Source organism: Pseudomonas sp. Eth.TT006, assembly GCF_054456575.1.
This window is the reverse complement of the sequence record NZ_JBTJEN010000001.1, coordinates 300,903-322,955: the sequence shown is the minus strand read 5'-3', so window position 1 is coordinate 322,955 and position 22,053 is coordinate 300,903. Positions and strand designations below refer to the sequence as shown.

Here is a 22,053-nt window from a genome sequence, read left to right as displayed (position 1 = left end):
ATCAAGGTTTTGCCGGGCGCAAGCCACGCCAGACAAGGCGTCATGGCCCTTTCATACCACGAACTCTCTGCGGAAAACGCCGTCATACCCTTCAGTTTGAGCCTGCCGCCGAGTGAATCGTCGGTCTGTCCCGCCACTTTCGAGATGGAGCATTTCCGCAGATGAGCACCCCCGCCAAGATCGCCCCGAAGCTGCCTGACAGCATTTTCCGCGCCTATGACATTCGCGGCACTGTGCCGGAATTCCTCAATGCCGAAACCGCCTACTGGATCGGCCGTGCCATCGGTTCGCAGAGCCTGGCCCAAGGCGAGCCGAACGTGTCGGTCGGCCGTGACGGCCGCCTGTCCGGCCCGGAGCTGGTGGCCGAACTGATCCGCGGTATCGCCGAAAGCGGCTGCCATGTCAGCGATGTCGGCCTGGTGCCGACGCCAGCGCTGTACTACGCCGCCAACGTGCTGGCCGGCAAGTCCGGGGTGATGCTCACCGGCAGCCATAACCCGTCGAACTACAACGGCTTCAAGATCGTGATCGCCGGCGACACCCTCGCCAACGAGCAGATCCAGGTGCTGCACGAGCGCATCAAGAGCAACAACCTGACCAGCGGTCAGGGCAGCGTGACTCAGGTCGAGATCCTCGACCGCTACACCACCGAAATCGTCCAGGACGTCAAACTGGCGCGCCGCCTGAAAGTCGTGGTCGACTGCGGCAACGGCGCGGCCGGCGTGATCGCCCCGCAACTGATCGAAGCGCTGAACTGCGAAGTCATTCCGCTGTTCTGCGAGGTCGACGGCAACTTCCCCAACCACCACCCGGACCCGGGCAAGCCTGAGAACCTGGTCGACCTGATCGCCAAGGTCAAGGAAACCAACGCCGATCTCGGCCTGGCGTTCGACGGCGACGGCGACCGCGTCGGCGTGGTGACCAACACCGGCAGCATCGTCTACCCGGACCGTCTGCTGATGCTGTTCGCCCGCGACGTGGTGGCGCGCAACCCGGATGCGGAAATCATCTTCGACGTCAAATGCACCCGCCGCCTGGTGCCGCTGATCAAGGAATACGGCGGTCGTCCGCTAATGTGGAAGACCGGGCATTCGTTGATCAAAAAGAAAATGAAACAATCCGGTGCTCTATTGGCCGGTGAGATGAGCGGGCACATCTTTTTCAAGGAACGCTGGTTCGGTTTCGACGACGGCATCTACAGCGCCGCGCGCCTGCTGGAGATCCTCAGCAAGGAAAAATCCACCGCCGAAGAGCTGTTTGCGACCTTCCCGAACGATATTTCTACGCCGGAAATCAATATCCATGTGACCGAAGAGAGCAAATTCAGCATCATTGATGCACTGCACGACGCACAGTGGGGCGCAGGCGCTGACCTGACCACCATCGACGGCGTGCGGGTCGATTACGCCAAAGGCTGGGGCCTGGTGCGCGCGTCCAACACCACACCGGTGCTGGTGCTGCGCTTCGAGGCCGATGACGAGGCTGAATTGCAGCGCATCAAGGATGTGTTCCACGCCCAACTGAAACGCGTTGCACCTGATCTCCAACTACCGTTCTGATCCACCCGGAGCCCTGAATGACCCTCGAACGCGAAGCCGCCGCCCACACCGCCCAGGTCCTGTCCGAAGCGTTGCCTTACATCCGACGCTATGTCGGCAAGACCCTGGTGATCAAATACGGCGGCAACGCGATGGAAAGCGAGGAGCTGAAAACCGGCTTCGCCCGCGACATCGTCTTGATGAAGGCCGTGGGCATCAACCCGGTGGTGGTGCACGGCGGCGGCCCGCAGATCGGTGATCTGCTCAAGCGCCTGTCGATCGAAAGCCACTTCGTCGACGGCATGCGCGTCACCGACGCCGCGACCATGGACGTGGTGGAAATGGTCCTCGGCGGCCAGGTCAACAAAAGCATCGTCAACCTGATCAATCGTCACGGCGGCAGCGCCATCGGCCTGACCGGTAAAGACGCCGGGCTGATTCGTGCGAAGAAACTGACCGTCACCCGTCAGACCCCGGAGATGACCCAACCGGAAATCATCGACATCGGTCAGGTGGGCGAAGTGGTCGGGATCAACACCGAGCTGCTGAACCTGCTGGTCAAAGGCAACTTCATCCCGGTGATCGCGCCCATCGGCGTCGGCGAGAACGGCGAGTCGTACAACATCAACGCTGACCTGGTGGCCGGCAAGGTTGCAGAAGCGCTGAAAGCCGAGAAGCTGATGCTGCTGACCAACATCGCCGGCCTGATGGACAAGTCGGGCACGGTCCTCACTGGTCTGAGCACCCAGCAGGTCGATGACCTGATTGCCGACGGCACCATCTACGGCGGCATGCTGCCGAAGATTCGCTGTGCGCTGGAAGCGGTTCAGGGCGGTGTCGGCAGCTCGCTGATCATCGACGGTCGCGTACCGAATGCGATCCTGCTGGAAATCTTCACCGACACCGGTGTGGGTACGCTGATCAGCAATCGCAAGCGGCCATGATCGGTAATCGCTGAAAAGCAAAAGATCGCAGCCTGCGGCAGTTCCTACAAAAGCGAATTTCGTGTGTATGAAATTTCTGTAGGGACTGACGAAGTCTGCGATCTTTTTTATTAGCGCAAGAAACGTCTTACCTAAAACAGCGAAAAGGCCGACATCACCTCAGAACAAATCTCCCTAGGATCTTCCCCTTATCCACCGGAGATTGACTCATGCAAAAAGACTACGCCCCTTACGGCAGCGATGTTTCCCCTGGCACTTACGAGTGCGTTGATTGCGGCCATCAGTATTCCAATCAAGCTAAAACCTCGATGCCACCGTGCCCGCAGTTTCGCAAAAAGGCGCACACGCTAAATGGCTGGAAAATCCTCACCGGGCAAGGCGATGCGATCAAAGATCCGTATCCAGAACAGCCTGCCAATATCAAAAGCGTCGAGACCATCGTGCCCTCGAACAAAAAATAGCCCCGGAGCGCCTGAGCCATGCGGATCTCGTTCATGATCGACGCTGACGCTTTCGAGCAGGAACAAAAAGAACCGGTCAAAAAGACCCTGCGCATCGGCGACGAGGACATCGCCCATGCCCTTCAGCGCATCGCCAAGGCCAGCCTGACCGAATACCTGAAGATGCTGGTCGAGGGCGGCATGCCCAGCCGGGCCGACGAAGCCAAGCAGGATCGCCTGCTCTATCTGATTCAAAGCTATTTCGGACAGACATTGCCGACCGAATCGCAGATTTCGACGATCTTTCAACTGACTCAAAGCCAGAGCAAAACTCTGCTGAAGAACACGGTCTCGCGCTTCCGCAATCAGCTCGACGACATTCTGCAAAACAGCATGCGTGCGGTGGTAGAAACCGCTGAATACGCGAAAAGCGTGTATCTGGTGGTTATCAGCTCGGACGTGATTCGTGATGAGCTGAACATGCTGATCACCCAGAATGAACCGACTTTCAAACCCATCACGAAACGCAAGGGCAGCGCCGGGCAGTTCGAGATCAGTGAGGATTCTCACGACTTGCTGTGCGCGACGCTCGGTCTCAATGCCGTTCAGTGACATCGTCGCGGTCAGTGGCTTGCTGCTGACCTTGACCACTTTCATGTTCAACCTGGCCTGGCCGACACTCCATGAGGCGTTGGCGCAGGACGAATATCAATCGGGTCCGCTGACCAGAAAACGCAGCAGGGAGAAGGTTCGCCAAGCTTTTTACTGGCGGGCACTGCCGCTGACGGGCGCGTTCATGGCGTTGTTTTACGTCAACCTGCCAGCCGCTGTAGGCATTGTCACCAGCAGCACGCTGGATCTGTGGGATTTTGATGTGGATCGGACGTTGTACGTGATGGTGGTGCTGGCGTTACTTGCGTTCGCGCTGATCAACGCAGGATTGACCCTGAAGCTGCTGAGAAAATGGCGAAACCTGCGTTAAGCCGTCCCCCCCCTTGTAGGAGCTGCCGCAGGCTGCGATCTTTTGATCCTGTTTTTAAGATCAAGATCAAAAGATCGCAGCCTGCGGCAGCTCCTACAGGGGAAGCGTCAAACGCCGAACTGGGCGCGGTACGCTTCCACGGCGGGTAGATGCTGCTTGAGTTGCGGATCGTCAGCGAGGAATTCCAGCACCTGGTTCAGCGAAACGATGCTGATGACCGGGATGCCGAAATCGCGCTCCACTTCCTGAATCGCCGACAGCTCGCCGTTGCCGCGCTCCTGACGGTTCAGGGCGATCAGCACGCCAGCCGCCTTGGCACCGTCCTGAGAAGCGATGATCTGCATCACCTCACGGATCGCGGTGCCGGCGGTGATCACGTCGTCGATGATCAGCACGTCACCGGTCAGCGGTGCGCCGACCAGGCTGCCGCCTTCGCCGTGGGCCTTGGCTTCCTTGCGGTTGAAGCACCAAGGCAGGTCACGATTGTGATGCTCGGCCAGCGCGACGGCGGTAGTAGCCGCCAGCGGAATGCCTTTGTAGGCCGGGCCGAACAGCACGTCGAACGGAATGCCGCTTTCGGCGATGGCTGCGGCGTAGAAACGCCCCAGCTGCGCCAGCGCCGAACCCGAGTTGAACAGGCCGGCATTGAAGAAGTAAGGACTGGTACGCCCGGACTTCAGGGTGAACTCACCGAAGCGCAAAACGCCGCGATCGATGGCAAAACGAATGAAATCGCGCTGATACGCTTGCATGAAAAAAACCCCAAATACCACGGATTTAGCTAATTAGCTTGACGCCGTGTATCATACACGCACGCGATTTTTGGGGCCATTTATGCGGATCATCAGTGTGAACGTCAATGGTATTCAGGCTGCAGTCGAGCGCGGTTTGCTCAGTTGGCTGCAGGCACAGAATGCCGACGTCATCTGCCTGCAGGACACCCGTGCCTCCGCCTTTGAACTGGATGACCCAGCCTTCCAACTGGACGGCTACTTCCTTTATGCCTGCGATGCTGAAGTCCCTGCCCAAGGCGGCGTGGCTTTGTATTCGCGGTTGCAACCGAAGGCTGTCATCAGCGGTCTCGGTTTCGAGACGGCCGACCGCTACGGGCGCTACCTGCAAGCAGATTTCGACAAAGTCAGTATTGCCACGTTGCTGCTCCCTTCGGGTATGAACGGCGATGAGGACTTGAACCAGAAGTTCAAGCTCATGGACGATTTCGGCAAGTACCTGGACAAACAGCGGCGCAAACGTCGCGAGTACATTTATTGTGGCTCGCTGTACGTCGCGCAGCAGAAGCTCGACATCAAGAACTGGCGCGACAGCCAGCAATCCCCGGGTTTCCTGGCGCCAGAACGCGCCTGGATGGACGAGATTGTCGGCAATATGGGCTATGTCGATGCCCTGCGCGAAGTCAGCCGCGAAGGCGACCAGTACAGCTGGTGGCCAGACAACGAACAGGCCGAGATGCTGAATCTGGGCTGGCGTTTCGACTACCAGTTGCTGACCCCGGGCCTGCGGCGCTTCGTGCGCAGTGCACGCCTGCCGCGTCAGCCACGCTTCTCGCAGCATGCGCCGCTGATCGTCGACTACGACTGGACGCTGACCATCTAAGCGTCGATTCGTGGATGCAAAAAAGCCGACATCGCTGTCGGCTTTTTTGTGGGCGCTGATTTTTGCTTTTATGCAGGGACTCGAGTTGATCGTTATTTGACCAATCGCCAAGTAAACGGATAGCGGTAAGGGAATCCGTTGTTAGCCTTCACCCCAGCAATAATCGGCAGGACAAAACAGCAAATGACCACCGGGATAATCAGCAGATACCCAATAAGCACTACCGTCAGCCCCACGCTAATGAGCGTAGCAATGGTCATCGTGATCTGAAAATTCAGTGCTTCCTTACCCTGCGCATCAATAAACGAGTCCTTCTCACGCTTCATCTGCCAGAGGATCAGCGGCCCGATCAAACTGCCAAATGGAAACCAGATCCCCAGCAAGCCGGACAAGTGACAGAACATCGCCCATTGGCGAACCTCCTGGCTCGGCCTGGGCAGTAACTCTTGCTCATCACTCATCGCGCCCTCCTTGCGGGTTACCAACCTGCTCAGTCAGCCAGTGCGACCTTTTGCAGTTCGAAGATCTCGTTCATGCCTTTCTTGGCCAGTTCCAGCATGGCGTTCAGCTCTTCAGGCTGGAACGGTGCGCCTTCGGCGGTACCCTGGACTTCGATGAAGCCACCGGTGCTGGTCATCACCACGTTGAGGTCGGTCTCGGCGGCGGAATCTTCAAGATAGTCCAGATCCAGCACCGGCTCGCCCTGATACATGCCGACCGACACCGCGCCGATCATTTGCTTGAGCGGATCGCCGCCTTTCAGGCCGCCGCGCTTCTTGATCACTTTCAGTGCATCGACCAGCGCGACCATGGCGCCGGTGATCGACGCGGTGCGGGTACCGCCGTCGGCCTGAATCACGTCGCAGTCGACGTACAGGGTCACGTCACCCAGCTTGGACATGTCCAGCGCAGCGCGCAGCGAACGGCCGATCAGGCGCTGGATTTCCAGGGTGCGACCGCCCTGCTTGCCACGACTGGCTTCACGCTGGTTACGCTCGCCGGTAGCACGCGGCAGCATGCCGTACTCGGCGGTCAACCAGCCCTGGCCCTGGCCTTTGAGGAAACGCGGCACGCCGTTTTCGACGCTGACGGTGCAGATGACCTTGGTATCACCGAATTCGACCAGTACGGATCCCTCGGCGTGTTTGGTGTAGTTGCGGGTAATGCGGATCGAGCGAAGCTGATCGGCAGCGCGACCACTTGGACGTTTCATAGGGAATACCTGTACTGGGGACGGAAAACTGCCGAGCATTATAGAGCGCTGCACCGCGCCTGGGCACGGGTTAAAAATTCCAGCCGTCGTCCCGAGGCCCTGAAACGCACAGAACCGACGGCCTGCAGCTCTTTGTCACACCGTGTGTTTGGGCGCATCCGCCGCACTGCGCTACAATCCTGCGCCTTTGCTGCCAGTCGGCTTAAATTCATTGATATCGAGCCTGCGGAACATCCCTTCTGCGCCGATCTGCATTGCGAGGTCACCGCCATGGTGCACAGCATGACCGCCTTCGCCCGCGTCGAGAAAGCCGGCGCCCTGGGCACCCTGAGCTGGGAATTGCGCTCGGTCAACAGCCGCTATCTGGAGCCTCACCTGCGCCTGCCGGAGTCGTTTCGCGACCTCGAAGGCGCCGTGCGTGAGGCCCTGCGCCAGGGTCTGTCGCGGGGCAAACTCGAATGCACCCTGCGCTTTACCGAAGAAAGCACCGGCAAGCCGCTGCAAGTCGACCGCGAACGCGCCGCTCAACTGGTTGCCGCCGCCGAAACCGTTGCCGGGCTGATCAAGAATCCGGCGGCACTGAACCCGCTGGAAGTGCTGGCCTGGCCGGGCGTGCTGGTGGCCGACGCCACTGACCCACAGGCGCTGAACGCCGAGGCGCTGGCGCTGTTCAACCAAGGTCTCAAGGAACTCAAGGCGGGCCGCGAGCGCGAAGGCGCGGAGCTGGCACGTCTGATCAACGAGCGCCTGACCTCCATTGAAGAAGACGTCGTGACGCTGCGTGAGCTGGTGCCGCAAATGCTCGCCACCCAGCGCCAGAAAGTCCTCGACCGCTTCGCCGACATGAAGGCCGAGCTCGACCCGCAGCGTCTGGAACAGGAAATGGTCATGCTCGCGCAAAAGAGCGATGTAGCCGAAGAACTGGATCGCCTGAGCACCCACATCATCGAAGTTCGCCGGGTGCTCAAATCCGGTGGTGCCGCTGGTCGGCGCCTGGACTTCCTGATGCAGGAGCTTAACCGCGAAGCCAACACACTGGGCTCCAAGGCCTTCGACCCGCGCAGCACGCAGGCCGCCGTCAACCTCAAGGTGTTGATCGAGCAGATGCGCGAACAAGTGCAGAATATTGAGTAAGGCAACAGACATGACCCACAGCACCGGCACCCTGTACATCATTTCGGCCCCCTCGGGCGCAGGCAAGAGCAGCCTGGTCAAGGCTTTGACCGATTCCATTCCGGAGATTCGCGTGTCGATCTCCCACACCACCCGCGCCATGCGTCCGGGTGAAGTGGACGGCGTGAACTATCACTTCGTGACCCGCGAAGAGTTCGTGAAGATGGGCGAGCACGGCGACTTCCTCGAACGCGCTGAAGTCTTCGGCAACTTCTACGGCACCTCGCAAAGCCGCCTGCAACAGACCCTGGATGAAGGTCACGACCTGATTCTGGAAATCGACTGGCAGGGCGCCGAGCAGGTGCGCAAACTGATGCCGCAGGCGCGCTCGATCTTCATCCTGCCGCCATCGCTGCAAGCCTTGCACCAGCGCCTGACCAATCGCGGTCAGGACAGCGACGAGATCATCGACGGCCGGATGCGTGAAGCGGTCAGCGAGATGAGCCACTACGTCGAGTACGACTACCTGATCATCAACGACGATTTCGCTCACGCGCTGGACGATCTGAAGGCGATTTTCCGCGCCAATCAGCTGCAGCAGAAACGCCAGCAGGTCCGTTTCGGCAAATTGCTGGCCGAATTGCTCGGTTAATCAGCACTTCCCAAAACCGCTGCGAGCGCTTTACATTGGTGCTTGCAGCGCGTTGAAGGGTCTGGTCAAAAAATCAGCGCTTCCCTAATCGCTGGTGTTTTTTTAAACTGCTCAGTCCGCTCGCCCAACCGGGCAGCGCGCATATTGCATTCGCTCCGAGGAATACCATGGCCCGCGTAACCGTTGAAGACTGCCTAGAACACGTGGAAAACCGCTTTGAGCTGGTCATGCTCTCTACCAAGCGTGCCCGTCAACTGGCCACCGGCGGCAAAGAGCCACTGGTCCAGTGGGAAAACGACAAGCCGACCGTTGTCGCCCTGCGTGAAATCGCTGAAGGCCTGATGAGCTACGAGTTCATCGCCGAGCAGGAAATCGTCCAGGATGAACCGCTCTTTGCCGCTTTCGAGGACGAGTCCAACGAGGCCGTCTAAGCCTATGCCTGGTCGACGTAGCACGGCGCGGGAACACAGCCTACGGCAGGAGTCATCATGCCGAGCATAGACGCCCTCGCCGATCGCTTATCGACCTACCTCGGCAACGACCAGGTCAACCTGGTCCGCCGAGCGTATTTCTACGCCGAACAAGCCCATGACGGTCAGCGCCGTCGCAGCGGCGAGGCGTATGTCACGCATCCTCTTGCCGTGGCCAATATTCTTGCCGACATGCACATGGATCATCAGAGCCTGATGGCCGCGATGCTGCATGACGTGATCGAAGACACCGGTATCGCCAAGGAAGCGCTGCAAGCGCAGTTCGGTGAAACCGTGGCCGAACTGGTCGACGGGGTCAGCAAACTGACCCAGATGAACTTCGAGACCAAGGCCGAAGCCCAGGCTGAAAACTTCCAGAAAATGGCCATGGCCATGGCGCGCGACATTCGTGTGATCCTGGTCAAACTCGCCGACCGCCTGCACAACATGCGCACGCTGGAAGTGCTGTCCGGGGAAAAACGCCGGCGGATTGCCAAGGAAACCCTCGAGATCTACGCGCCCATCGCCAACCGCCTGGGCATGCACGCAATTCGCATCGAATTCGAAGACCTCGGTTTCAAGGCGATGCACCCGATGCGCTCCGCGCGGATCTACCAGGCGGTCAAGCGCGCCCGGGGCAACCGCAAGGAAATCGTCAACAAGATCGAAGAATCCCTTGGCCATTGCCTCGCTGTCGACGGTATCCAGGGTGAAGTCAGCGGTCGCCAGAAACACCTCTACGGCATCTACAAGAAAATGCGCGGCAAGCGTCGGGCCTTCAACGAGATCATGGACGTCTACGCGTTCCGGATCATCGTCGACAAGGTCGATACCTGCTACCGCGTGCTGGGTGCCGTGCACAATTTGTACAAACCGTTGCCGGGGCGCTTCAAGGATTACATCGCGATCCCCAAGGCCAACGGCTACCAGTCGCTGCACACCACGCTGTTCGGCATGCACGGAGTGCCGATCGAAATCCAGATCCGCACCCGCGAAATGGAAGAGATGGCCAACAACGGCATTGCCGCGCACTGGCTGTACAAATCCAGCGGTGACGAACAGCCGAAAGGCACCCATGCCCGCGCCCGTCAGTGGGTCAAAGGCGTGCTGGAAATGCAGCAACGTGCCGGCAACTCGCTGGAATTCATCGAGAGCGTGAAGATCGACCTGTTCCCGGACGAGGTCTACGTGTTCACGCCCAAAGGCCGGATCATGGAGCTGCCCAAAGGCTCCACGGCGGTCGACTTTGCCTATGCAGTGCACACCGACGTCGGCAACAGCTGCATCGCCTGCCGGATCAACCGCCGTCTCGCACCGCTGTCCGAACCGCTGCAAAGCGGCTCCACGGTCGAGATCGTCAGCGCACCCGGCGCGCGGCCGAACCCGGCGTGGCTCAACTTCGTGGTCACCGGCAAGGCCCGTACGCACATTCGCCATGCGCTGAAACTGCAGCGCCGCTCCGAGTCGATCAGCCTCGGCGAACGCCTGCTGAACAAGGTGCTCAACGGTTTCGACAGCGCGCTGGACAAGATCCCGGCCGAGCGCGTCAAAGCGATGCTCACCGAATACCGCCTCGAACTGATCGAAGACTTGCTTGAAGACATTGGCCTGGGTAATCGCATGGCCTACGTCGTCGCTCGACGCCTGCTCGGCGAAGGCGAGCAACTGCCGAGCCCGGAAGGTCCGCTGGCGATTCGCGGCACCGAAGGTCTCGTCCTCAGCTATGCCAAGTGCTGCACGCCGATCCCGGGCGACCCGATTGTCGGTCACCTGTCGGCGGGCAAAGGCATGGTCGTGCACCTGGACAACTGCCGCAACATCAGCGAAATCAGGCACAACCCGGAAAAATGCATCCAGCTCTCGTGGGCCAAGGATGTCACCGGCGAATTCAACGTCGAACTGCGCGTCGAGCTGGAGCACCAGCGCGGCCTGATCGCCCTGCTCGCCAGCAGCGTCAACGCCGCCGACGGCAATATCGAAAAAATCAGCATGGACGAACGCGATGGCCGCATCAGCGTCGTGCAGCTGGTGGTCAGCGTCCACGACCGTGTGCACCTGGCCCGCGTGATCAAGAAGCTGCGCGCCCTGACCGGGGTCATCCGCATCACCCGCATGCGTGCATAACTCACACCTAACAAGGAGTCATACATGACCAAGACCGTTATCACCAGCGACAAGGCCCCTGCCGCCATCGGCACCTACTCCCAGGCGATCAAGGCCGGCAACACCGTCTACATGTCAGGCCAGATCCCGCTGGACCCAAAGACCATGGAACTGGTTGAAGGCTTCGAAGCCCAGACCGTCCAGGTGTTCGAAAACCTGAAAGCCGTGGCCGAAGCGGCCGGCGGTTCGTTCAAGGATATCGTCAAGCTGAACATCTTCCTCACCGACCTGAGCCACTTCGCCAAGGTCAACGAGATCATGGGCAAATACTTCGACCAGCCGTATCCGGCCCGCGCCGCCATTGGCGTTGCCGCGCTGCCGAAAGGCTCGCAAGTCGAAATGGATGCCATCCTGGTCATCGAGTAATGCGCACGGCGCAGCGTTCAATCGCTGCGCCGCCTGCACTGCGGTAAAGAAAAGGTTTTGAAAGGATTCCACCATGCGCAAAGCGCTTGCTCTCTCGCTGCTCGCCATTTTCCTCGGCGGCTGTGCCAGCGACCCCGCCGACCGTGACATCAGCGGCACCTGGATCAACCAGGTGGCGATCGATGCTGCTGCCAAGGGCGGCCCCCTGCGCGAAGCGCTTCAGGCCTATGGCCCGAACCTGGAGTGGGACGTCAACACCAAGGCCGGTCAGGCCCGCTACACCAACGGTTTCGAGAACGTCGAAGGCCGGCTGCAGGGCGAACAGTCCGGCGCCTGGAAAGTCGACTTCTATGGCAGCTCCGGCAGCGAGCTGAAACGCGACGGCGGCCGGATGAAACAAGCCGCCACCGAGAACGAACCCGACCAGGTATTCGATCGCGCGCAAATCCCGGTACCGGAAGGCGCGCCGATCGGTGCCAGCTTCGAACGCGCGTTGTACTCCGCGTACCTGGGCGGCAGCTGGAAGATTGCCAGCGGCGACGGCGAAGGCAACACCGTGCAATTCCAGGCCGATGGCCAGGTTTCCGGTCTGCCCGGCGCCGACCGCTATGCCCTGTGCCTGGCCGGCGACTGCGCGTCGATGAACAGCGACCACGACAGCATGTGGCTGCAACTCAACGGCCAGGGCAACAACTGGATCTTTGCCCGCAAAGGCAAGGCACTGGAGATTTTCCAGGCGGTGAATACCGCACTGGCGGATGAAATGCCGCAGTTCACTCCGGGTGAACGCAAGTGGTTGCTGGAGAAGCAGTAAGCGCACCTCAGAACAACACATGCCCCTGTAGGAGTGAGCCTGCTCGCGATAAGGGTTTGGCAGCCAACATAAGTGTTGGATGTTATGGCCTCATCGCGAGCAGGCTCACTCCTACAGTTGTTTTTGGGGTTGCAGAACGTCAGCATTTGCCGTCGAGAATCGCCGCGTAACCCTCGCGATAACTCGGATACTTTGGCGTCCAGCCCAACGCCTTCGCCCGGGCATTGCTGCAGCGCTTGCTGCCAGTGCGACGCACGCTGGCATCGTCCGCCCATTCGGTAACCCCCAGATAGGCGCGCAGCCAGGCAACCACCTCGGCCAGCGGCGTCGGCGCATCGTCGACGCCGATGTAGATCGGGTCTAATTGCACGCCCTGCCGAGACTTCTCCAGCAGAAACGCCATCAGTCCCGCCGCATCATCGGCATGAATGCGATTGCCATACAGCGGCGGCTCGACCGCCACTCGATAACCGCGACGCACCTGAGTCAGCAGCCACTCACGGCCCGGACCATAAATCCCGGTCAGTCGCACAATGCTCGCCGGAATGCCGCTTTTCAGCGCCACTTGCTCGGCTTCGAGCATCAGCCGCCCGGAATATCCGCTGGCGACGGTTTCCGAATTCTCGTCGACCCACTCCCCTTGCTGCTGGCCATACACACTGCTGCTGGAAACGAAGATCAATCGATCAGGCGTTTGCCCGTAGTCATCCAGCCAGCTCAATACGTTCTGCAAACCCTGCACATATGCCGCGCGATAACCGGCCTCGTCGTGCTCGGTGGCTGCCGCGCAATACACCAGGTAATCCACCGCCCCTACCGGCCAGGTCTCGGGGCAATCCTCCTTGAACAGGTCACCGGCCACGCCGATGACGCCCTCAGGCAGACGCGAAACGTCCCGGCGCAGGCCATGCACTTCCCATCCGCCGGCCAGCAATTGCTTGGCCAGACGGCTCCCGACATCACCACAACCGGCGATCAAAACCGAAGGCGCAGACATTGAAAAACTCCCGTTACAAGGGCTTGAACCACGCTCACCGGATGACGAGTGGTTAGCAATCAAGGAAAAAAAGAGACTCTATTACTTTAGTTAACAAGAATTACTTGCAATAATGCACCCCACTTTTGTTCTCGGCCTCACGAGGCCTGGAAGAGCATCACCGTTTTTCTATCTCAGGTCCGGCCAGCATGACACGTAATCAATTCCCCGCTTCGCCAACCACACGACCTCGCGCCTGGAGCACGGTAGCCGCCCTGCTGCTCAGCCTGCTGCTGGCGCCTACCGCCGCGTTCGCTGACGCCCAGGCACCGGCCGCTCCGGCAGCCGCCGAACAACACGCTCCTGCCGCCGCAGCGCCAGCCGCCACCGATCCGGTGCAATCGGTAGACGCCAGCCCGGCCGGCACTCCTGAAGTCCTCGAAGCCGACAACAGCCTGGGCATGGCCCACGACCTGTCGCCTTGGGGCATGTACCAGAACGCCGACATTATCGTGAAAATCGTGATGATCGGTCTGGCCATCGCGTCCATCATCACCTGGACCATCTGGATCGCCAAAGGCTTTGAGCTGATGGGCGCCAAGCGTCGTCTGCGAGGTGAAATCGCCGCGCTGAAAAAAGCCGCCACCCTCAAGGAAGCCAGCGCCACCGCTGCCAAAGAAGGCACCCTGGCCAACCTGCTGGTGCACGACGCCCTTGAAGAGATGCGTCTGTCGGTCAATAGCCGCGAGAAAGAAGGCATCAAGGAGCGCGTCAGCTTCCGTCTCGAGCGTCTGGTTGCCGCCTGTGGCCGCAACATGAGCAGCGGCACCGGCGTCCTCGCCACTATCGGCTCCACCGCGCCGTTCGTCGGTCTGTTCGGGACCGTATGGGGCATCATGAACAGCTTCATCGGCATCGCAAAGACCCAGACCACCAACCTCGCCGTCGTCGCGCCGGGCATCGCCGAAGCGCTGCTGGCCACTGCGCTGGGGCTGGTCGCGGCGATCCCGGCAGTGGTGATCTACAACGTGTTCGCCCGTTCCATCGCCGGCTACAAGGCGCAGGTTTCCGACGCTTCGGCGCAGGTGCTGTTGCTGGTCAGCCGTGACCTCGATCACCAGCCTGAGCGCAGCAGCTCGCAACCGCACATGGTGAAAGTGGGGTAATTGGCCATGGGCCTGCATTTGAAAGAAGGCGCAGACGACGATCTGGCCGAGAACCACGAAATCAACGTCACGCCGTTCATCGACGTGATGCTGGTGCTGTTGATCATCTTCATGGTGGCCGCTCCGTTGGCCACCGTGGACATCAAAGTCGACTTGCCCGCCTCGACCGCCAAACCGGCGCCGCGACCGGAGAAACCGGTATTCCTCAGCGTCAAAGCCGATCAGCGCCTGTATATCGGCGACGACGAAGTCAACGCCGACACCCTCGGCGCCACGCTCGACGCCAAGACCCAGGGCAAGAAAGACACCACCATCTTCTTCCAGGCCGACAAAGGCGTGGACTACGGCGACCTGATGAGCGTGATGGATAAATTGCGCTCGGCCGGTTACCTGAAGGTCGGTCTGGTGGGCCTCGAGAGCGCAGTCAAGAAATGATCACGACGCGCCATAAGCTGACGCGTTACAGCGGTAGCCTGGCCGTGGTGCTGGGCGTTCACGCGCTGGCCATCGCGCTGGCGCTGAACTGGACCGCTCGCCCGCCCATCGAACTGCCGCCGCAGGCAATGATGGTCGAGCTGGCACCGGTTCCGGCCCCGCCACCGCCTGCTCCGCCGAAAGTCGTCACACCGCCGCAGCCACCGGCGCCGGTGGAAGAGTTGCCGATTCCGAAACTGGCGGAAGCGCCCAAGGCCGAGATTGCCGTACCGAAGACCAAGCCCAAACCCAAGCCGAAGCCAAAACCGCAGCCGCCCAAACCAGTGGAGAAAAAGCCGGAGCCGGTGAAGGAAAAACCGTCCGAGGAAAAACCGGCTGATACGCAACCAACCCAGGCGCCGGCGGAGAAATCCGCCCAGCCGGCACCGGGGCCGTCGCCCGCCCAGTTGGCCGCCAAGGCAAGCTGGCAAGGCACCCTGCTCGCGCATCTGGCCAAGTACAAAAAGTACCCGGCCAGTGCTCAGGCGCGCGGCAAGGAAGGCTTGAACCGGCTGCGCTTCGTGGTTGATGGCGAAGGCAACGTGCTGTCGTTTGAACTGGTGGGCCGCTCCGGCAACGCCGATCTGGACCGGGCGACCCTGGAAATGATCCGCCGCGCACAGCCACTGCCCAAGCCACCGGCGGACATGCTGAACAACGGTTCGATCGAAATTGTGGCGCCGTTTGTGTATTCCCTCGAACGCCGCCGCTGATCAAATGTGGGAGCGGGCTTGCTCGCGAATGCGGTGCTTCAGTCAGCTCAATGTTGACTGACACGGCCCATTCGCGAGCAAGCCCGCTCCCACAAGGTGATGTGCAAACCAATAGATTCGGCCAAAAAGGCACCGCAAGGTGCCTTTTACGTATCTGCGCAATGCAAACTCACATTGCCCGGTGTCGCATTCCTCCCTCAGTCTGATAACGTGCGTCTATCGATTGCAGCCGTTATGCTTGGCCCGCAACTTCATGGACGCTCGCTATGACTCTCACAGAATTACGCTACATCGTTACCCTCGCCCAAGAGCAGCACTTCGGCCACGCCGCCGAGCGTTGCCACGTCAGCCAGCCAACCCTGTCGGTGGGCGTGAAAAAGCTTGAAGACGAACTCGGTGTGCTGATTTTCGAGCGCAGCAAAAGCGCCGTGCGCCTGACTCCGGTCGGCGAAGGCATCGTCGCCCAGGCGCAGAAAGTCCTCGAGCAGGCGCAAGGCATTCGCGAGCTGGCCCAGGCGGGCAAGAACCAGCTGACCGCGCCGTTGAAAGTCGGCGCGATCTACACCGTCGGCCCATACCTGTTCCCGCACCTGATTCCGCAACTGCACCGGGTCGCCCCGCAGATGCCGTTGTACATCGAAGAAAACTTCACCCACGTGCTGCGCGACAAACTGCGCAACGGCGAACTCGACGCGATCATCATCGCCCTGCCGTTCAACGAAGCCGACGTACTGACCCTGCCGCTCTACGACGAGCCGTTCTATGTGCTGATGCCATCCGGTCACCCGTGGACGCAGAAGGAATCGATCGACGCCGGCCTGCTCAACGACAAGAGCCTGCTGCTGCTCGGCGAAGGCCACTGCTTCCGCGATCAGGTGCTCGAAGCCTGCCCGACCCTGACCAAAGGCAACGACGGCGCCAAGCACACCACGGTGGAATCCAGCTCGCTGGAAACCATCCGCCACATGGTCGCGTCCGGTCTGGGCATCTCGATCCTGCCGCTGTCGGCGGTGGACAGCCACCACTACGCGCCGGGCGTGATCGAAGTGCGCCCATTGTCGGCGCCGGTTCCGTTCCGCACCGTGGCCATCGCCTGGCGCGCCAGTTTCCCGCGGCCGAAAGCCATCGAAATCCTCGCCGACTCCGTTCGCCTGTGCTCGGTGGCCAAACCCGCCGCGCCGGTTACGGCCGGGTAAGCGAGCGTCATGACCGAGCTGTCGCAAGTGTCGGTGACGGCACTCAAGGGTGTCGGCGAAGCCATGGCCGAGAAACTGGCCAAGGTTGGCCTGGAGAATCTCCAGGACGTGCTGTTTCACCTGCCGCTGCGTTATCAGGATCGCACCCGCGTGGTGCCGATCGGCCACTTGCGACCGGGTCAGGATGCGGTGGTCGAAGGCACCGTCAGCGGCGCCGACGTGGTCATGGGCCGACGGCGCAGCCTGGTGGTGCGCATGCAGGACGGCACCGGCGGCCTGAGCCTGCGCTTCTACCATTTCAGCAATGCGCAGAAAGAAGGCCTCAAGCGCGGCACGCGGATTCGCTGCTACGGCGAAGTGCGGCCCGGTGCCTCGGGGCTGGAAATCTACCACCCGGAATACCGCGCCATCACCGGTGACGAGCCGCCGCCGGTGGATGAAACCCTGACCCCGGTCTATCCGCTCACCGAAGGCCTGACCCAGCAGCGTCTGCGCCAGCTGTGCATGCAGACCCTGACCCTGCTCAAGCCGTCCACACTGCCCGACTGGCTGCCGACCGAGCTGGCCCGCGACTACCAACTGGCACCGCTGGCCGATGCGATCCGCTACCTGCACAACCCGCCCGCCGATGCCGACGTCGATGAACTGGCTCTCGGTCATCACTGGGCGCAGCATCGTCTGGCCTTCGAAGAACTGCTGACCCATCAACTGTCGCAGCAACGCCTGCGCGAAAGCATGCGCTCGTTACGTGCGCCGGCGATGCCAAAAGCCACCAAGCTGCCGCCGAAGTACCTGGCCAACCTCGGCTTCAACCCGACCGGCGCCCAACAACGTGTAGGCAACGAAGTCGCCTACGACCTCAGCCAGCACGAACCAATGCTGCGGCTGATTCAGGGCGACGTAGGCGCGGGCAAAACCGTGGTCGCCGCCCTCGCTGCGCTGCAAGCGCTGGAGGCCGGTTATCAGGTCGCGCTGATGGCGCCGACCGAGATCCTCGCCGAACAACATTTCATCACCTTCAAGCGCTGGCTCGAACCGCTGGGCATCGACGTCGCGTGGCTGGCCGGCAAGCTCAAGGGCAAGAACCGAGTGACTGCGCTGGAACAGATCGCCAGCGGCACACCGATGGTGGTCGGCACCCACGCGCTGTTTCAGGACGAAGTGCAGTTCAAGAACCTCGCGCTGGTGATCATCGACGAACAGCACCGCTTCGGCGTGCAGCAGCGTCTGGCGCTGCGGCAGAAAGGCGTCGGCGGGCGCATGTGCCCGCATCAATTGATCATGACCGCCACGCCGATTCCACGCACCCTGGCGATGAGCGCCTACGCCGACCTCGACACCTCGATCCTCGACGAACTGCCGCCCGGACGAACCCCGGTCAACACCGTGCTGGTCACCGACACCCGCCGCGTCGAAGTCATCGAGCGGGTGCGCAGCGCCTGCGCCGAAGGGCGTCAGGCCTATTGGGTGTGCACGCTGATTGAGGAGTCGGAAGAGCTGACCTGTCAGGCCGCGGAAACCACCTTCGAAGACCTCACCGCCGCTCTCGGCGAGCTCAAAGTGGGGCTGATCCACGGGCGCATGAAGCCTGCGGAGAAAGCTGCCGTGATGGCCGAATTCAAGGCCGGCAACCTGCAGCTGCTGGTCGCCACCACGGTGATCGAAGTTGGCGTCGATGTACCCAACGCCAGCCTGATGATCATCGAAAACCCCGAACGCCTCGGCCTCGCGCAGTTGCACCAGTTGCGCGGGCGGGTGGGTCGCGGCAGCGCGGTCAGCCATTGCGTGCTGCTTTATCACCCGCCGCTGTCGCAGATCGGCCGCCAGCGTCTGGGCATCATGCGCGAAACCAACGACGGTTTTGTCATCGCTGAAAAAGACCTCGAACTGCGCGGCCCCGGGGAAATGCTCGGCACGCGCCAGACCGGCCTGCTGCAATTCAAGGTCGCCGACCTGATGCGCGACGCCGATCTGCTGCCCGCCGTGCGCGACGCCGCCCAAGCCCTGCTGGAGCGCTGGCCGACCCACGTCAGCCCGTTGCTCGACCGCTGGCTGCGCCATGGGCAGCAATACGGCCAAGTGTGAGCACCGTCGCAGTTTCTCAAAGCTCCTTGCGGCAGAGCTGGTTATACTCCTGCCATTGTTTCAAAAACGGATACAGACCATGACCGACGCAGCTCTCGCCCCCGAACTCCCGCAAGCGCCGTCCGTGATTCGGCTGCTGCTCGGCAAGCTGGGCATCGCCTACGAAGAAGTGCTCGACCACCACGGCCTGAATGCTTCGCGCAAGGTCCAGGCCGTGTTGCTGGACGATGCCGTGGGCGCGCTGATGGTGCTGTTTGCGCAGAGCCAGTTGCTCGACCTCAACCGCCTCGCCGAATTGACCGGCCGACGCCTGACCGCAGTGTCCACCGAACGTCTGGAAAAGATGCTCGGCAAACACAGCCTGAGCCTGCTGCCGGGCCTGCCGGCACTGACCAGTTCGCCGTGCCTCTACGAAGAAAGCCTGCTGCGCGAGCCGAAGCTGCTGATCAACTCCGGCGAGCCGGGCCTGCTGCTGGAAATCGCCAGCGAAGACTTCAAGAGCATGCTGACCAAAGCCAGCGCCGCCAACTTCGGCGAGCCGCTGAGCAGCATCCGCCCCAACCTCGATCGCCCGGACGATGACCGCGAGGAAATCACCCAGGCCGTGCAGGCGTTCACCGCACGCCGGATCCAGCAGCGGCTGGAAGCGACCATCGAGATTCCGCCGCTGGCCGAGACTGCGCAAAAAATCATCAAACTGCGCGTCGACCCCAACGCCACCATCGACGACATCACCGGCGTCGTTGAAACCGACCCGGCGCTGGCCGCGCAGGTGGTGAGCTGGGCCGCATCGCCGTACTACGCGTCGCCGGGCAAGATCCGTTCGGTGGAAGACGCAATCGTCCGCGTGCTGGGCTTCGACCTGGTGATCAACCTCGCGCTGGGCCTGGCCCTCGGCAAGACCCTGAGCCTGCCCAAAGACCACCCGCAACACACCACGCCGTACTGGCAGCAATCGATCTACACCGCCGCCGTCATCGAAGGCCTGACCCGCGCCATGCCGCGCGCCCAGCGCCCGGAAGCCGGCCTGACCTACCTCGCCGGTCTGCTGCACAACTTCGGCTACCTGCTGCTGGCCCACGTGTTCCCGCCGCACTTCTCGCTGATCTGCCGCCACCTGGAGGTCAACCCGCACCTGTGCCACAGCTACATCGAACAACACTTGCTGGGTATCAGCCGCGAACAGATCGGCTCGTGGCTGATGCGCTACTGGGACATGCCCGACGAACTGGCCACCGCCCTGCGCTTCCAGCACGACCCAGGCTACGACGGCGCCTACGCCGAATACCCGAACCTCGTCTGCCTGGCCGTGCGCCTGCTGCGCAGCCGCGGCATCGGTTCCGGCCCCGACGAAGACATCCCCGACGCCCTGCTCGACCGCGTCGGCCTGAGCCGCGACAAGGCCAATGATGTGGTCAGCAAAGTGCTTGAGGCTGAAGTGCTGCTGCGGGAACTCGCTTCGCAATTCAGCCAGGCCTAAGCACTTCGCGAGTAAGCTCGCTCCCACAAGGTTTCGGTGACCTCCTGTGGGAGCGGGCTTGCTCGCGAAGAATTCACCTCGATCTACCCGCCTGACACAAAACCTGTGGTGAGGGGATTTATCCCCGATGGGCTGCGAAGCGGTCCCGCCCCAAAAAATCCCAGGCGCATCTGAAACATCCAGCTGACCGGGCTTGCGACTGCTGCGCAGTCGGTCGGGGATAAATCCCCTCGCCACAACAGCCCATCTACATATGCCCTTCTACTCAAACCTTAGGCTTGGCCTTCCTCGGCTTCAAATACTTCATCAACCCCTGAAACCACATCACCAGCGCCGGATTGCCCTTGAGCTGGATCGACTTGTCCTGAATCCCCTGCATAAACGCCAACTGCTTGTTCTTCGCCTGCATCGTCGCAAAGCCATACGCCGCATCCTTGAACGCAATCGCAAACGCCGGCTCCGCCACCACGCCGGACTTGCTGGTGATGCGCTGATTCTTCACCACAAAATGCCGCGCCACTTTGCCGTCCAGCGTCTGCAGCTGAAACACCAGATCCTTGTCACCCAACTGCTGCTGAAACGCAGGATTGGTCCGACTGGCCTTGGCCATCAACAAACCCATCATCCACAGAAGAAAACGAAATTTCATGCGCACAGCCTCAAAAGGAAAATGAACGGCCGGGGCAGTGTAAGGGATTCGAACGATAACGCCACTATCTGCCGCTATTGGAAGATGATGCAGCCCATTTCCCGCACGATGACCGCCAAGTCACGATCACACACCCAATGTCCTACACCTGTCGAAACACATCCCTGTAGGAGCTGCCGAAGGCTGCGATCTTTTGATCTTCCAGCCTGCAAACCTATGGGAAATTTCCCGCAAAGCGCCGGGATACCTGTGAACTAGGCAGCTCGGAGCATCATCGATAGCCTGTGTGTGTCGCCGCAAAATCGGTGACTCGGACGTGCAAGTCCGGTTCAGGTGCACATTCGTTGATGGCAATTCGCCGAGCGTTTTCCTATGCTCGCGAATCGTTATGGCGGCTGTGCGTCGGAGACCTCCGGGTCTGCCGGGTTCCTGAACCGGTCTTGCACACCAACGCACAGCTGCCACCTATTCGAAGTGCAAAGCGATGGGTGTCAGCCTCACAATTTCAGGAAGCTGCACCATGATCAAACCAACACCCAATCCCCCCGAATCCCCAGACATATCGCCCTACGAATCCCTGGAATCCAGGAAATTCCACGAAGCCGCCGAACGCGCCCTCGACCACCACTTCAAACCGCCCGCCGAACCCCAGCCCAAACGCGAAACCGGCCTCTTCAACCTCGCCCCCGGCACCGACGCCGAAGCCCTGATGGCCAACGCCTCCGAAGACCTCCTGTCCATCAGCGCAATCGCCTGCGACCTCGCCGACGACCTCCACGGCTCCCGCCGCTCGGTAGCGCTGGCCCTGAGCAGAATGGCAAATGGGGTGCGTCTGATGGTCGAAGGAACGCTCGACCAGATTGAAGTGCGAAGCGTGGCGGCCAAGCCGTAGCGAAGTCTGTGGATGAAAAAAGGGGACGTTAAGTCCCCTTTCTGCAACCGTCTGTAAAAATCCAGGCAAAAAAAACTGCCAATCACGGCAGCTTTTTTGAGAATCCGAAACCT

General features: G+C 61.0%; 23 protein-coding genes and 1 pseudogene. 19 read left to right on the top strand and 5 right to left on the bottom strand.

The window, feature by feature from the left end; all coding sequences use genetic code 11:
* Positions 1-155: 155 nt before the first annotated feature.
* The 5 genes and pseudogenes from ACXR0M_RS01500 to ACXR0M_RS01480 form a co-directional block, all read left to right on the top strand.
* Positions 156-1,559, top strand: a pseudogene (locus ACXR0M_RS01500) (phosphomannomutase/phosphoglucomutase); the annotation flags it as partial.
* A gap of 17 nt (positions 1,560-1,576) precedes the next feature.
* The gene (gene argB / locus ACXR0M_RS01495; RefSeq protein WP_003229488.1) at positions 1,577-2,482 is read left to right on the top strand and encodes an acetylglutamate kinase; all 906 of its coding nucleotides are present in this window, start codon (positions 1,577-1,579) and stop codon (positions 2,480-2,482) included.
* Positions 2,483-2,691: 209 nt separating this feature from the next.
* A complete protein-coding gene (locus tag ACXR0M_RS01490; RefSeq protein ID WP_458829261.1) occupies positions 2,692-2,943 on the top strand; it encodes a hypothetical protein in 252 nt (83 codons plus the stop codon).
* An 18-nt stretch (positions 2,944-2,961) separates the two neighbouring features.
* Positions 2,962-3,534 carry a hypothetical protein gene (locus ACXR0M_RS01485; protein ID WP_458829259.1) on the top strand — a complete coding sequence of 191 codons (573 nt, stop codon included), beginning with the start codon at positions 2,962-2,964 and terminating at the stop codon, positions 3,532-3,534.
* Positions 3,521-3,904, top strand: a complete 384-nt coding sequence (locus ACXR0M_RS01480) for a hypothetical protein (protein WP_458829257.1) — start codon at positions 3,521-3,523, stop codon at positions 3,902-3,904. The genes ACXR0M_RS01485 and ACXR0M_RS01480 overlap by 14 nt, the downstream gene beginning before the upstream one ends.
* Positions 3,905-4,011: 107 nt before the next feature.
* Here the strand turns inward: ACXR0M_RS01480 and pyrE are convergent, their stop codons facing one another.
* Positions 4,012-4,656, bottom strand: a complete 645-nt coding sequence (gene pyrE, locus ACXR0M_RS01475; protein WP_011336558.1) for an orotate phosphoribosyltransferase — start codon at positions 4,654-4,656, stop codon at positions 4,012-4,014.
* A gap of 82 nt (positions 4,657-4,738) precedes the next feature.
* On the opposite strand from pyrE, the gene ACXR0M_RS01470 reads away from it, so the two are divergent.
* Complete coding sequence (locus ACXR0M_RS01470) at positions 4,739-5,518, top strand: exodeoxyribonuclease III (RefSeq protein WP_003229491.1); 780 nt, start codon at positions 4,739-4,741, stop codon at positions 5,516-5,518.
* A 92-nt stretch (positions 5,519-5,610) separates the two neighbouring features.
* On the opposite strand, the gene ACXR0M_RS01465 is transcribed toward ACXR0M_RS01470, so the two are convergent.
* Positions 5,611-5,979 (bottom strand): DUF4870 domain-containing protein, encoded by a 369-nt coding sequence (locus ACXR0M_RS01465; protein WP_458829254.1) that lies wholly within the window; start codon positions 5,977-5,979, stop codon positions 5,611-5,613.
* Positions 5,980-6,008: 29 nt separating this feature from the next.
* Positions 6,009-6,731: a ribonuclease PH gene (gene rph, locus ACXR0M_RS01460; RefSeq protein WP_458829253.1), complete on the bottom strand. Its 723-nt coding sequence runs from the start codon at positions 6,729-6,731 to the stop codon at positions 6,009-6,011.
* 270 nt (positions 6,732-7,001) lie between these two features.
* Between rph and ACXR0M_RS01455 the strand changes: the two genes are divergently transcribed.
* The 6 genes from ACXR0M_RS01455 to ACXR0M_RS01430 all read left to right on the top strand — a co-directional run bounded on the left by ACXR0M_RS01455 (position 7,002) and on the right by ACXR0M_RS01430 (position 12,309).
* Positions 7,002-7,865 carry a YicC/YloC family endoribonuclease gene (locus tag ACXR0M_RS01455; protein WP_458829251.1) on the top strand — a complete coding sequence of 288 codons (864 nt, stop codon included), beginning with the start codon at positions 7,002-7,004 and terminating at the stop codon, positions 7,863-7,865.
* A gap of 10 nt (positions 7,866-7,875) precedes the next feature.
* Positions 7,876-8,496 carry a guanylate kinase gene (gene gmk, locus ACXR0M_RS01450; RefSeq protein ID WP_458829249.1) on the top strand — a complete coding sequence of 207 codons (621 nt, stop codon included), beginning with the start codon at positions 7,876-7,878 and terminating at the stop codon, positions 8,494-8,496.
* Positions 8,497-8,663: 167 nt separating this feature from the next.
* Positions 8,664-8,927, top strand: coding sequence for a DNA-directed RNA polymerase subunit omega (rpoZ, locus tag ACXR0M_RS01445; RefSeq protein ID WP_008030604.1), 264 nt, complete (start codon positions 8,664-8,666; stop codon positions 8,925-8,927).
* A 57-nt stretch (positions 8,928-8,984) separates the two neighbouring features.
* A complete protein-coding gene (gene spoT / locus ACXR0M_RS01440; protein WP_458829246.1) occupies positions 8,985-11,090 on the top strand; it encodes a bifunctional GTP diphosphokinase/guanosine-3',5'-bis pyrophosphate 3'-pyrophosphohydrolase in 2,106 nt (701 codons plus the stop codon).
* A gap of 24 nt (positions 11,091-11,114) precedes the next feature.
* On the top strand, positions 11,115-11,495 hold the full coding sequence (locus ACXR0M_RS01435) for a RidA family protein (protein WP_003229509.1): 381 nt from the start codon (positions 11,115-11,117) through the stop codon (positions 11,493-11,495).
* A gap of 73 nt (positions 11,496-11,568) precedes the next feature.
* Positions 11,569-12,309, top strand: coding sequence for a putative periplasmic lipoprotein (locus tag ACXR0M_RS01430; protein WP_458829244.1), 741 nt, complete (start codon positions 11,569-11,571; stop codon positions 12,307-12,309).
* A 139-nt stretch (positions 12,310-12,448) separates the two neighbouring features.
* Here the strand turns inward: ACXR0M_RS01430 and ACXR0M_RS01425 are convergent, their stop codons facing one another.
* Positions 12,449-13,306, bottom strand: coding sequence for an SDR family oxidoreductase (locus tag ACXR0M_RS01425; RefSeq protein ID WP_458829242.1), 858 nt, complete (start codon positions 13,304-13,306; stop codon positions 12,449-12,451).
* A 188-nt stretch (positions 13,307-13,494) separates the two neighbouring features.
* On the opposite strand from ACXR0M_RS01425, the gene exbB reads away from it, so the two are divergent.
* From exbB to ACXR0M_RS01395, 6 genes are all read left to right on the top strand, one after another.
* Entirely contained in the window at positions 13,495-14,451 is a 957-nt protein-coding gene (gene exbB, locus ACXR0M_RS01420; protein WP_458829240.1) for a tonB-system energizer ExbB, read from the top strand.
* 6 nt (positions 14,452-14,457) lie between these two features.
* Positions 14,458-14,886 (top strand): TonB system transport protein ExbD, encoded by a 429-nt coding sequence (exbD, locus tag ACXR0M_RS01415; protein ID WP_458829238.1) that lies wholly within the window; start codon positions 14,458-14,460, stop codon positions 14,884-14,886.
* A complete protein-coding gene (locus tag ACXR0M_RS01410; protein ID WP_458829236.1) occupies positions 14,883-15,638 on the top strand; it encodes an energy transducer TonB family protein in 756 nt (251 codons plus the stop codon). The genes exbD and ACXR0M_RS01410 overlap by 4 nt, the downstream gene beginning before the upstream one ends.
* Before the next feature lie 266 nt (positions 15,639-15,904).
* A complete protein-coding gene (locus ACXR0M_RS01405) occupies positions 15,905-16,834 on the top strand; it encodes a LysR substrate-binding domain-containing protein (RefSeq protein WP_458829234.1) in 930 nt (309 codons plus the stop codon).
* Positions 16,835-16,843: 9 nt separating this feature from the next.
* Complete coding sequence (gene recG, locus ACXR0M_RS01400) at positions 16,844-18,919, top strand: ATP-dependent DNA helicase RecG (protein ID WP_458829233.1); 2,076 nt, start codon at positions 16,844-16,846, stop codon at positions 18,917-18,919.
* 79 nt (positions 18,920-18,998) lie between these two features.
* Complete coding sequence (locus ACXR0M_RS01395) at positions 18,999-20,399, top strand: aminoacyl-tRNA deacylase and HDOD domain-containing protein (RefSeq protein ID WP_458829231.1); 1,401 nt, start codon at positions 18,999-19,001, stop codon at positions 20,397-20,399.
* Positions 20,400-20,664: 265 nt separating this feature from the next.
* Here the strand turns inward: ACXR0M_RS01395 and ACXR0M_RS01390 are convergent, their stop codons facing one another.
* Complete coding sequence (locus ACXR0M_RS01390; protein ID WP_458829229.1) at positions 20,665-21,048, bottom strand: SCP2 sterol-binding domain-containing protein; 384 nt, start codon at positions 21,046-21,048, stop codon at positions 20,665-20,667.
* 520 nt (positions 21,049-21,568) lie between these two features.
* On the opposite strand from ACXR0M_RS01390, the gene ACXR0M_RS01385 reads away from it, so the two are divergent.
* Positions 21,569-21,940, top strand: coding sequence for a DUF6124 family protein (locus ACXR0M_RS01385; protein ID WP_458829228.1), 372 nt, complete (start codon positions 21,569-21,571; stop codon positions 21,938-21,940).
* Positions 21,941-22,053 lie beyond the last annotated feature (113 nt).

Coding starts and splice junctions, on each gene's coding strand:
- ACXR0M_RS01480 (WP_458829257.1), top strand. CDS start 3,521: ATGCCGTTCAGTGACATCGTCGCGGTCAGTGGCTTGCTGCTGACCTTG.
- spoT (WP_458829246.1), top strand. CDS start 8,985: ATGCCGAGCATAGACGCCCTCGCCGATCGCTTATCGACCTACCTCGGC.
- argB (WP_003229488.1), top strand. CDS start 1,577: ATGACCCTCGAACGCGAAGCCGCCGCCCACACCGCCCAGGTCCTGTCC.
- ACXR0M_RS01485 (WP_458829259.1), top strand. CDS start 2,962: ATGCGGATCTCGTTCATGATCGACGCTGACGCTTTCGAGCAGGAACAA.
- rph (WP_458829253.1), bottom strand. CDS start 6,731: ATGAAACGTCCAAGTGGTCGCGCTGCCGATCAGCTTCGCTCGATCCGC.
- ACXR0M_RS01465 (WP_458829254.1), bottom strand. CDS start 5,979: ATGAGTGATGAGCAAGAGTTACTGCCCAGGCCGAGCCAGGAGGTTCGC.
- pyrE (WP_011336558.1), bottom strand. CDS start 4,656: ATGCAAGCGTATCAGCGCGATTTCATTCGTTTTGCCATCGATCGCGGC.
- ACXR0M_RS01425 (WP_458829242.1), bottom strand. CDS start 13,306: ATGTCTGCGCCTTCGGTTTTGATCGCCGGTTGTGGTGATGTCGGGAGC.
- ACXR0M_RS01470 (WP_003229491.1), top strand. CDS start 4,739: ATGCGGATCATCAGTGTGAACGTCAATGGTATTCAGGCTGCAGTCGAG.
- ACXR0M_RS01430 (WP_458829244.1), top strand. CDS start 11,569: ATGCGCAAAGCGCTTGCTCTCTCGCTGCTCGCCATTTTCCTCGGCGGC.
- exbB (WP_458829240.1), top strand. CDS start 13,495: ATGACACGTAATCAATTCCCCGCTTCGCCAACCACACGACCTCGCGCC.
- exbD (WP_458829238.1), top strand. CDS start 14,458: ATGGGCCTGCATTTGAAAGAAGGCGCAGACGACGATCTGGCCGAGAAC.
- ACXR0M_RS01490 (WP_458829261.1), top strand. CDS start 2,692: ATGCAAAAAGACTACGCCCCTTACGGCAGCGATGTTTCCCCTGGCACT.
- ACXR0M_RS01390 (WP_458829229.1), bottom strand. CDS start 21,048: ATGAAATTTCGTTTTCTTCTGTGGATGATGGGTTTGTTGATGGCCAAG.
- ACXR0M_RS01410 (WP_458829236.1), top strand. CDS start 14,883: ATGATCACGACGCGCCATAAGCTGACGCGTTACAGCGGTAGCCTGGCC.
- ACXR0M_RS01405 (WP_458829234.1), top strand. CDS start 15,905: ATGACTCTCACAGAATTACGCTACATCGTTACCCTCGCCCAAGAGCAG.
- rpoZ (WP_008030604.1), top strand. CDS start 8,664: ATGGCCCGCGTAACCGTTGAAGACTGCCTAGAACACGTGGAAAACCGC.
- gmk (WP_458829249.1), top strand. CDS start 7,876: ATGACCCACAGCACCGGCACCCTGTACATCATTTCGGCCCCCTCGGGC.
- ACXR0M_RS01455 (WP_458829251.1), top strand. CDS start 7,002: ATGGTGCACAGCATGACCGCCTTCGCCCGCGTCGAGAAAGCCGGCGCC.
- ACXR0M_RS01385 (WP_458829228.1), top strand. CDS start 21,569: ATGATCAAACCAACACCCAATCCCCCCGAATCCCCAGACATATCGCCC.
- recG (WP_458829233.1), top strand. CDS start 16,844: ATGACCGAGCTGTCGCAAGTGTCGGTGACGGCACTCAAGGGTGTCGGC.
- ACXR0M_RS01435 (WP_003229509.1), top strand. CDS start 11,115: ATGACCAAGACCGTTATCACCAGCGACAAGGCCCCTGCCGCCATCGGC.
- ACXR0M_RS01395 (WP_458829231.1), top strand. CDS start 18,999: ATGACCGACGCAGCTCTCGCCCCCGAACTCCCGCAAGCGCCGTCCGTG.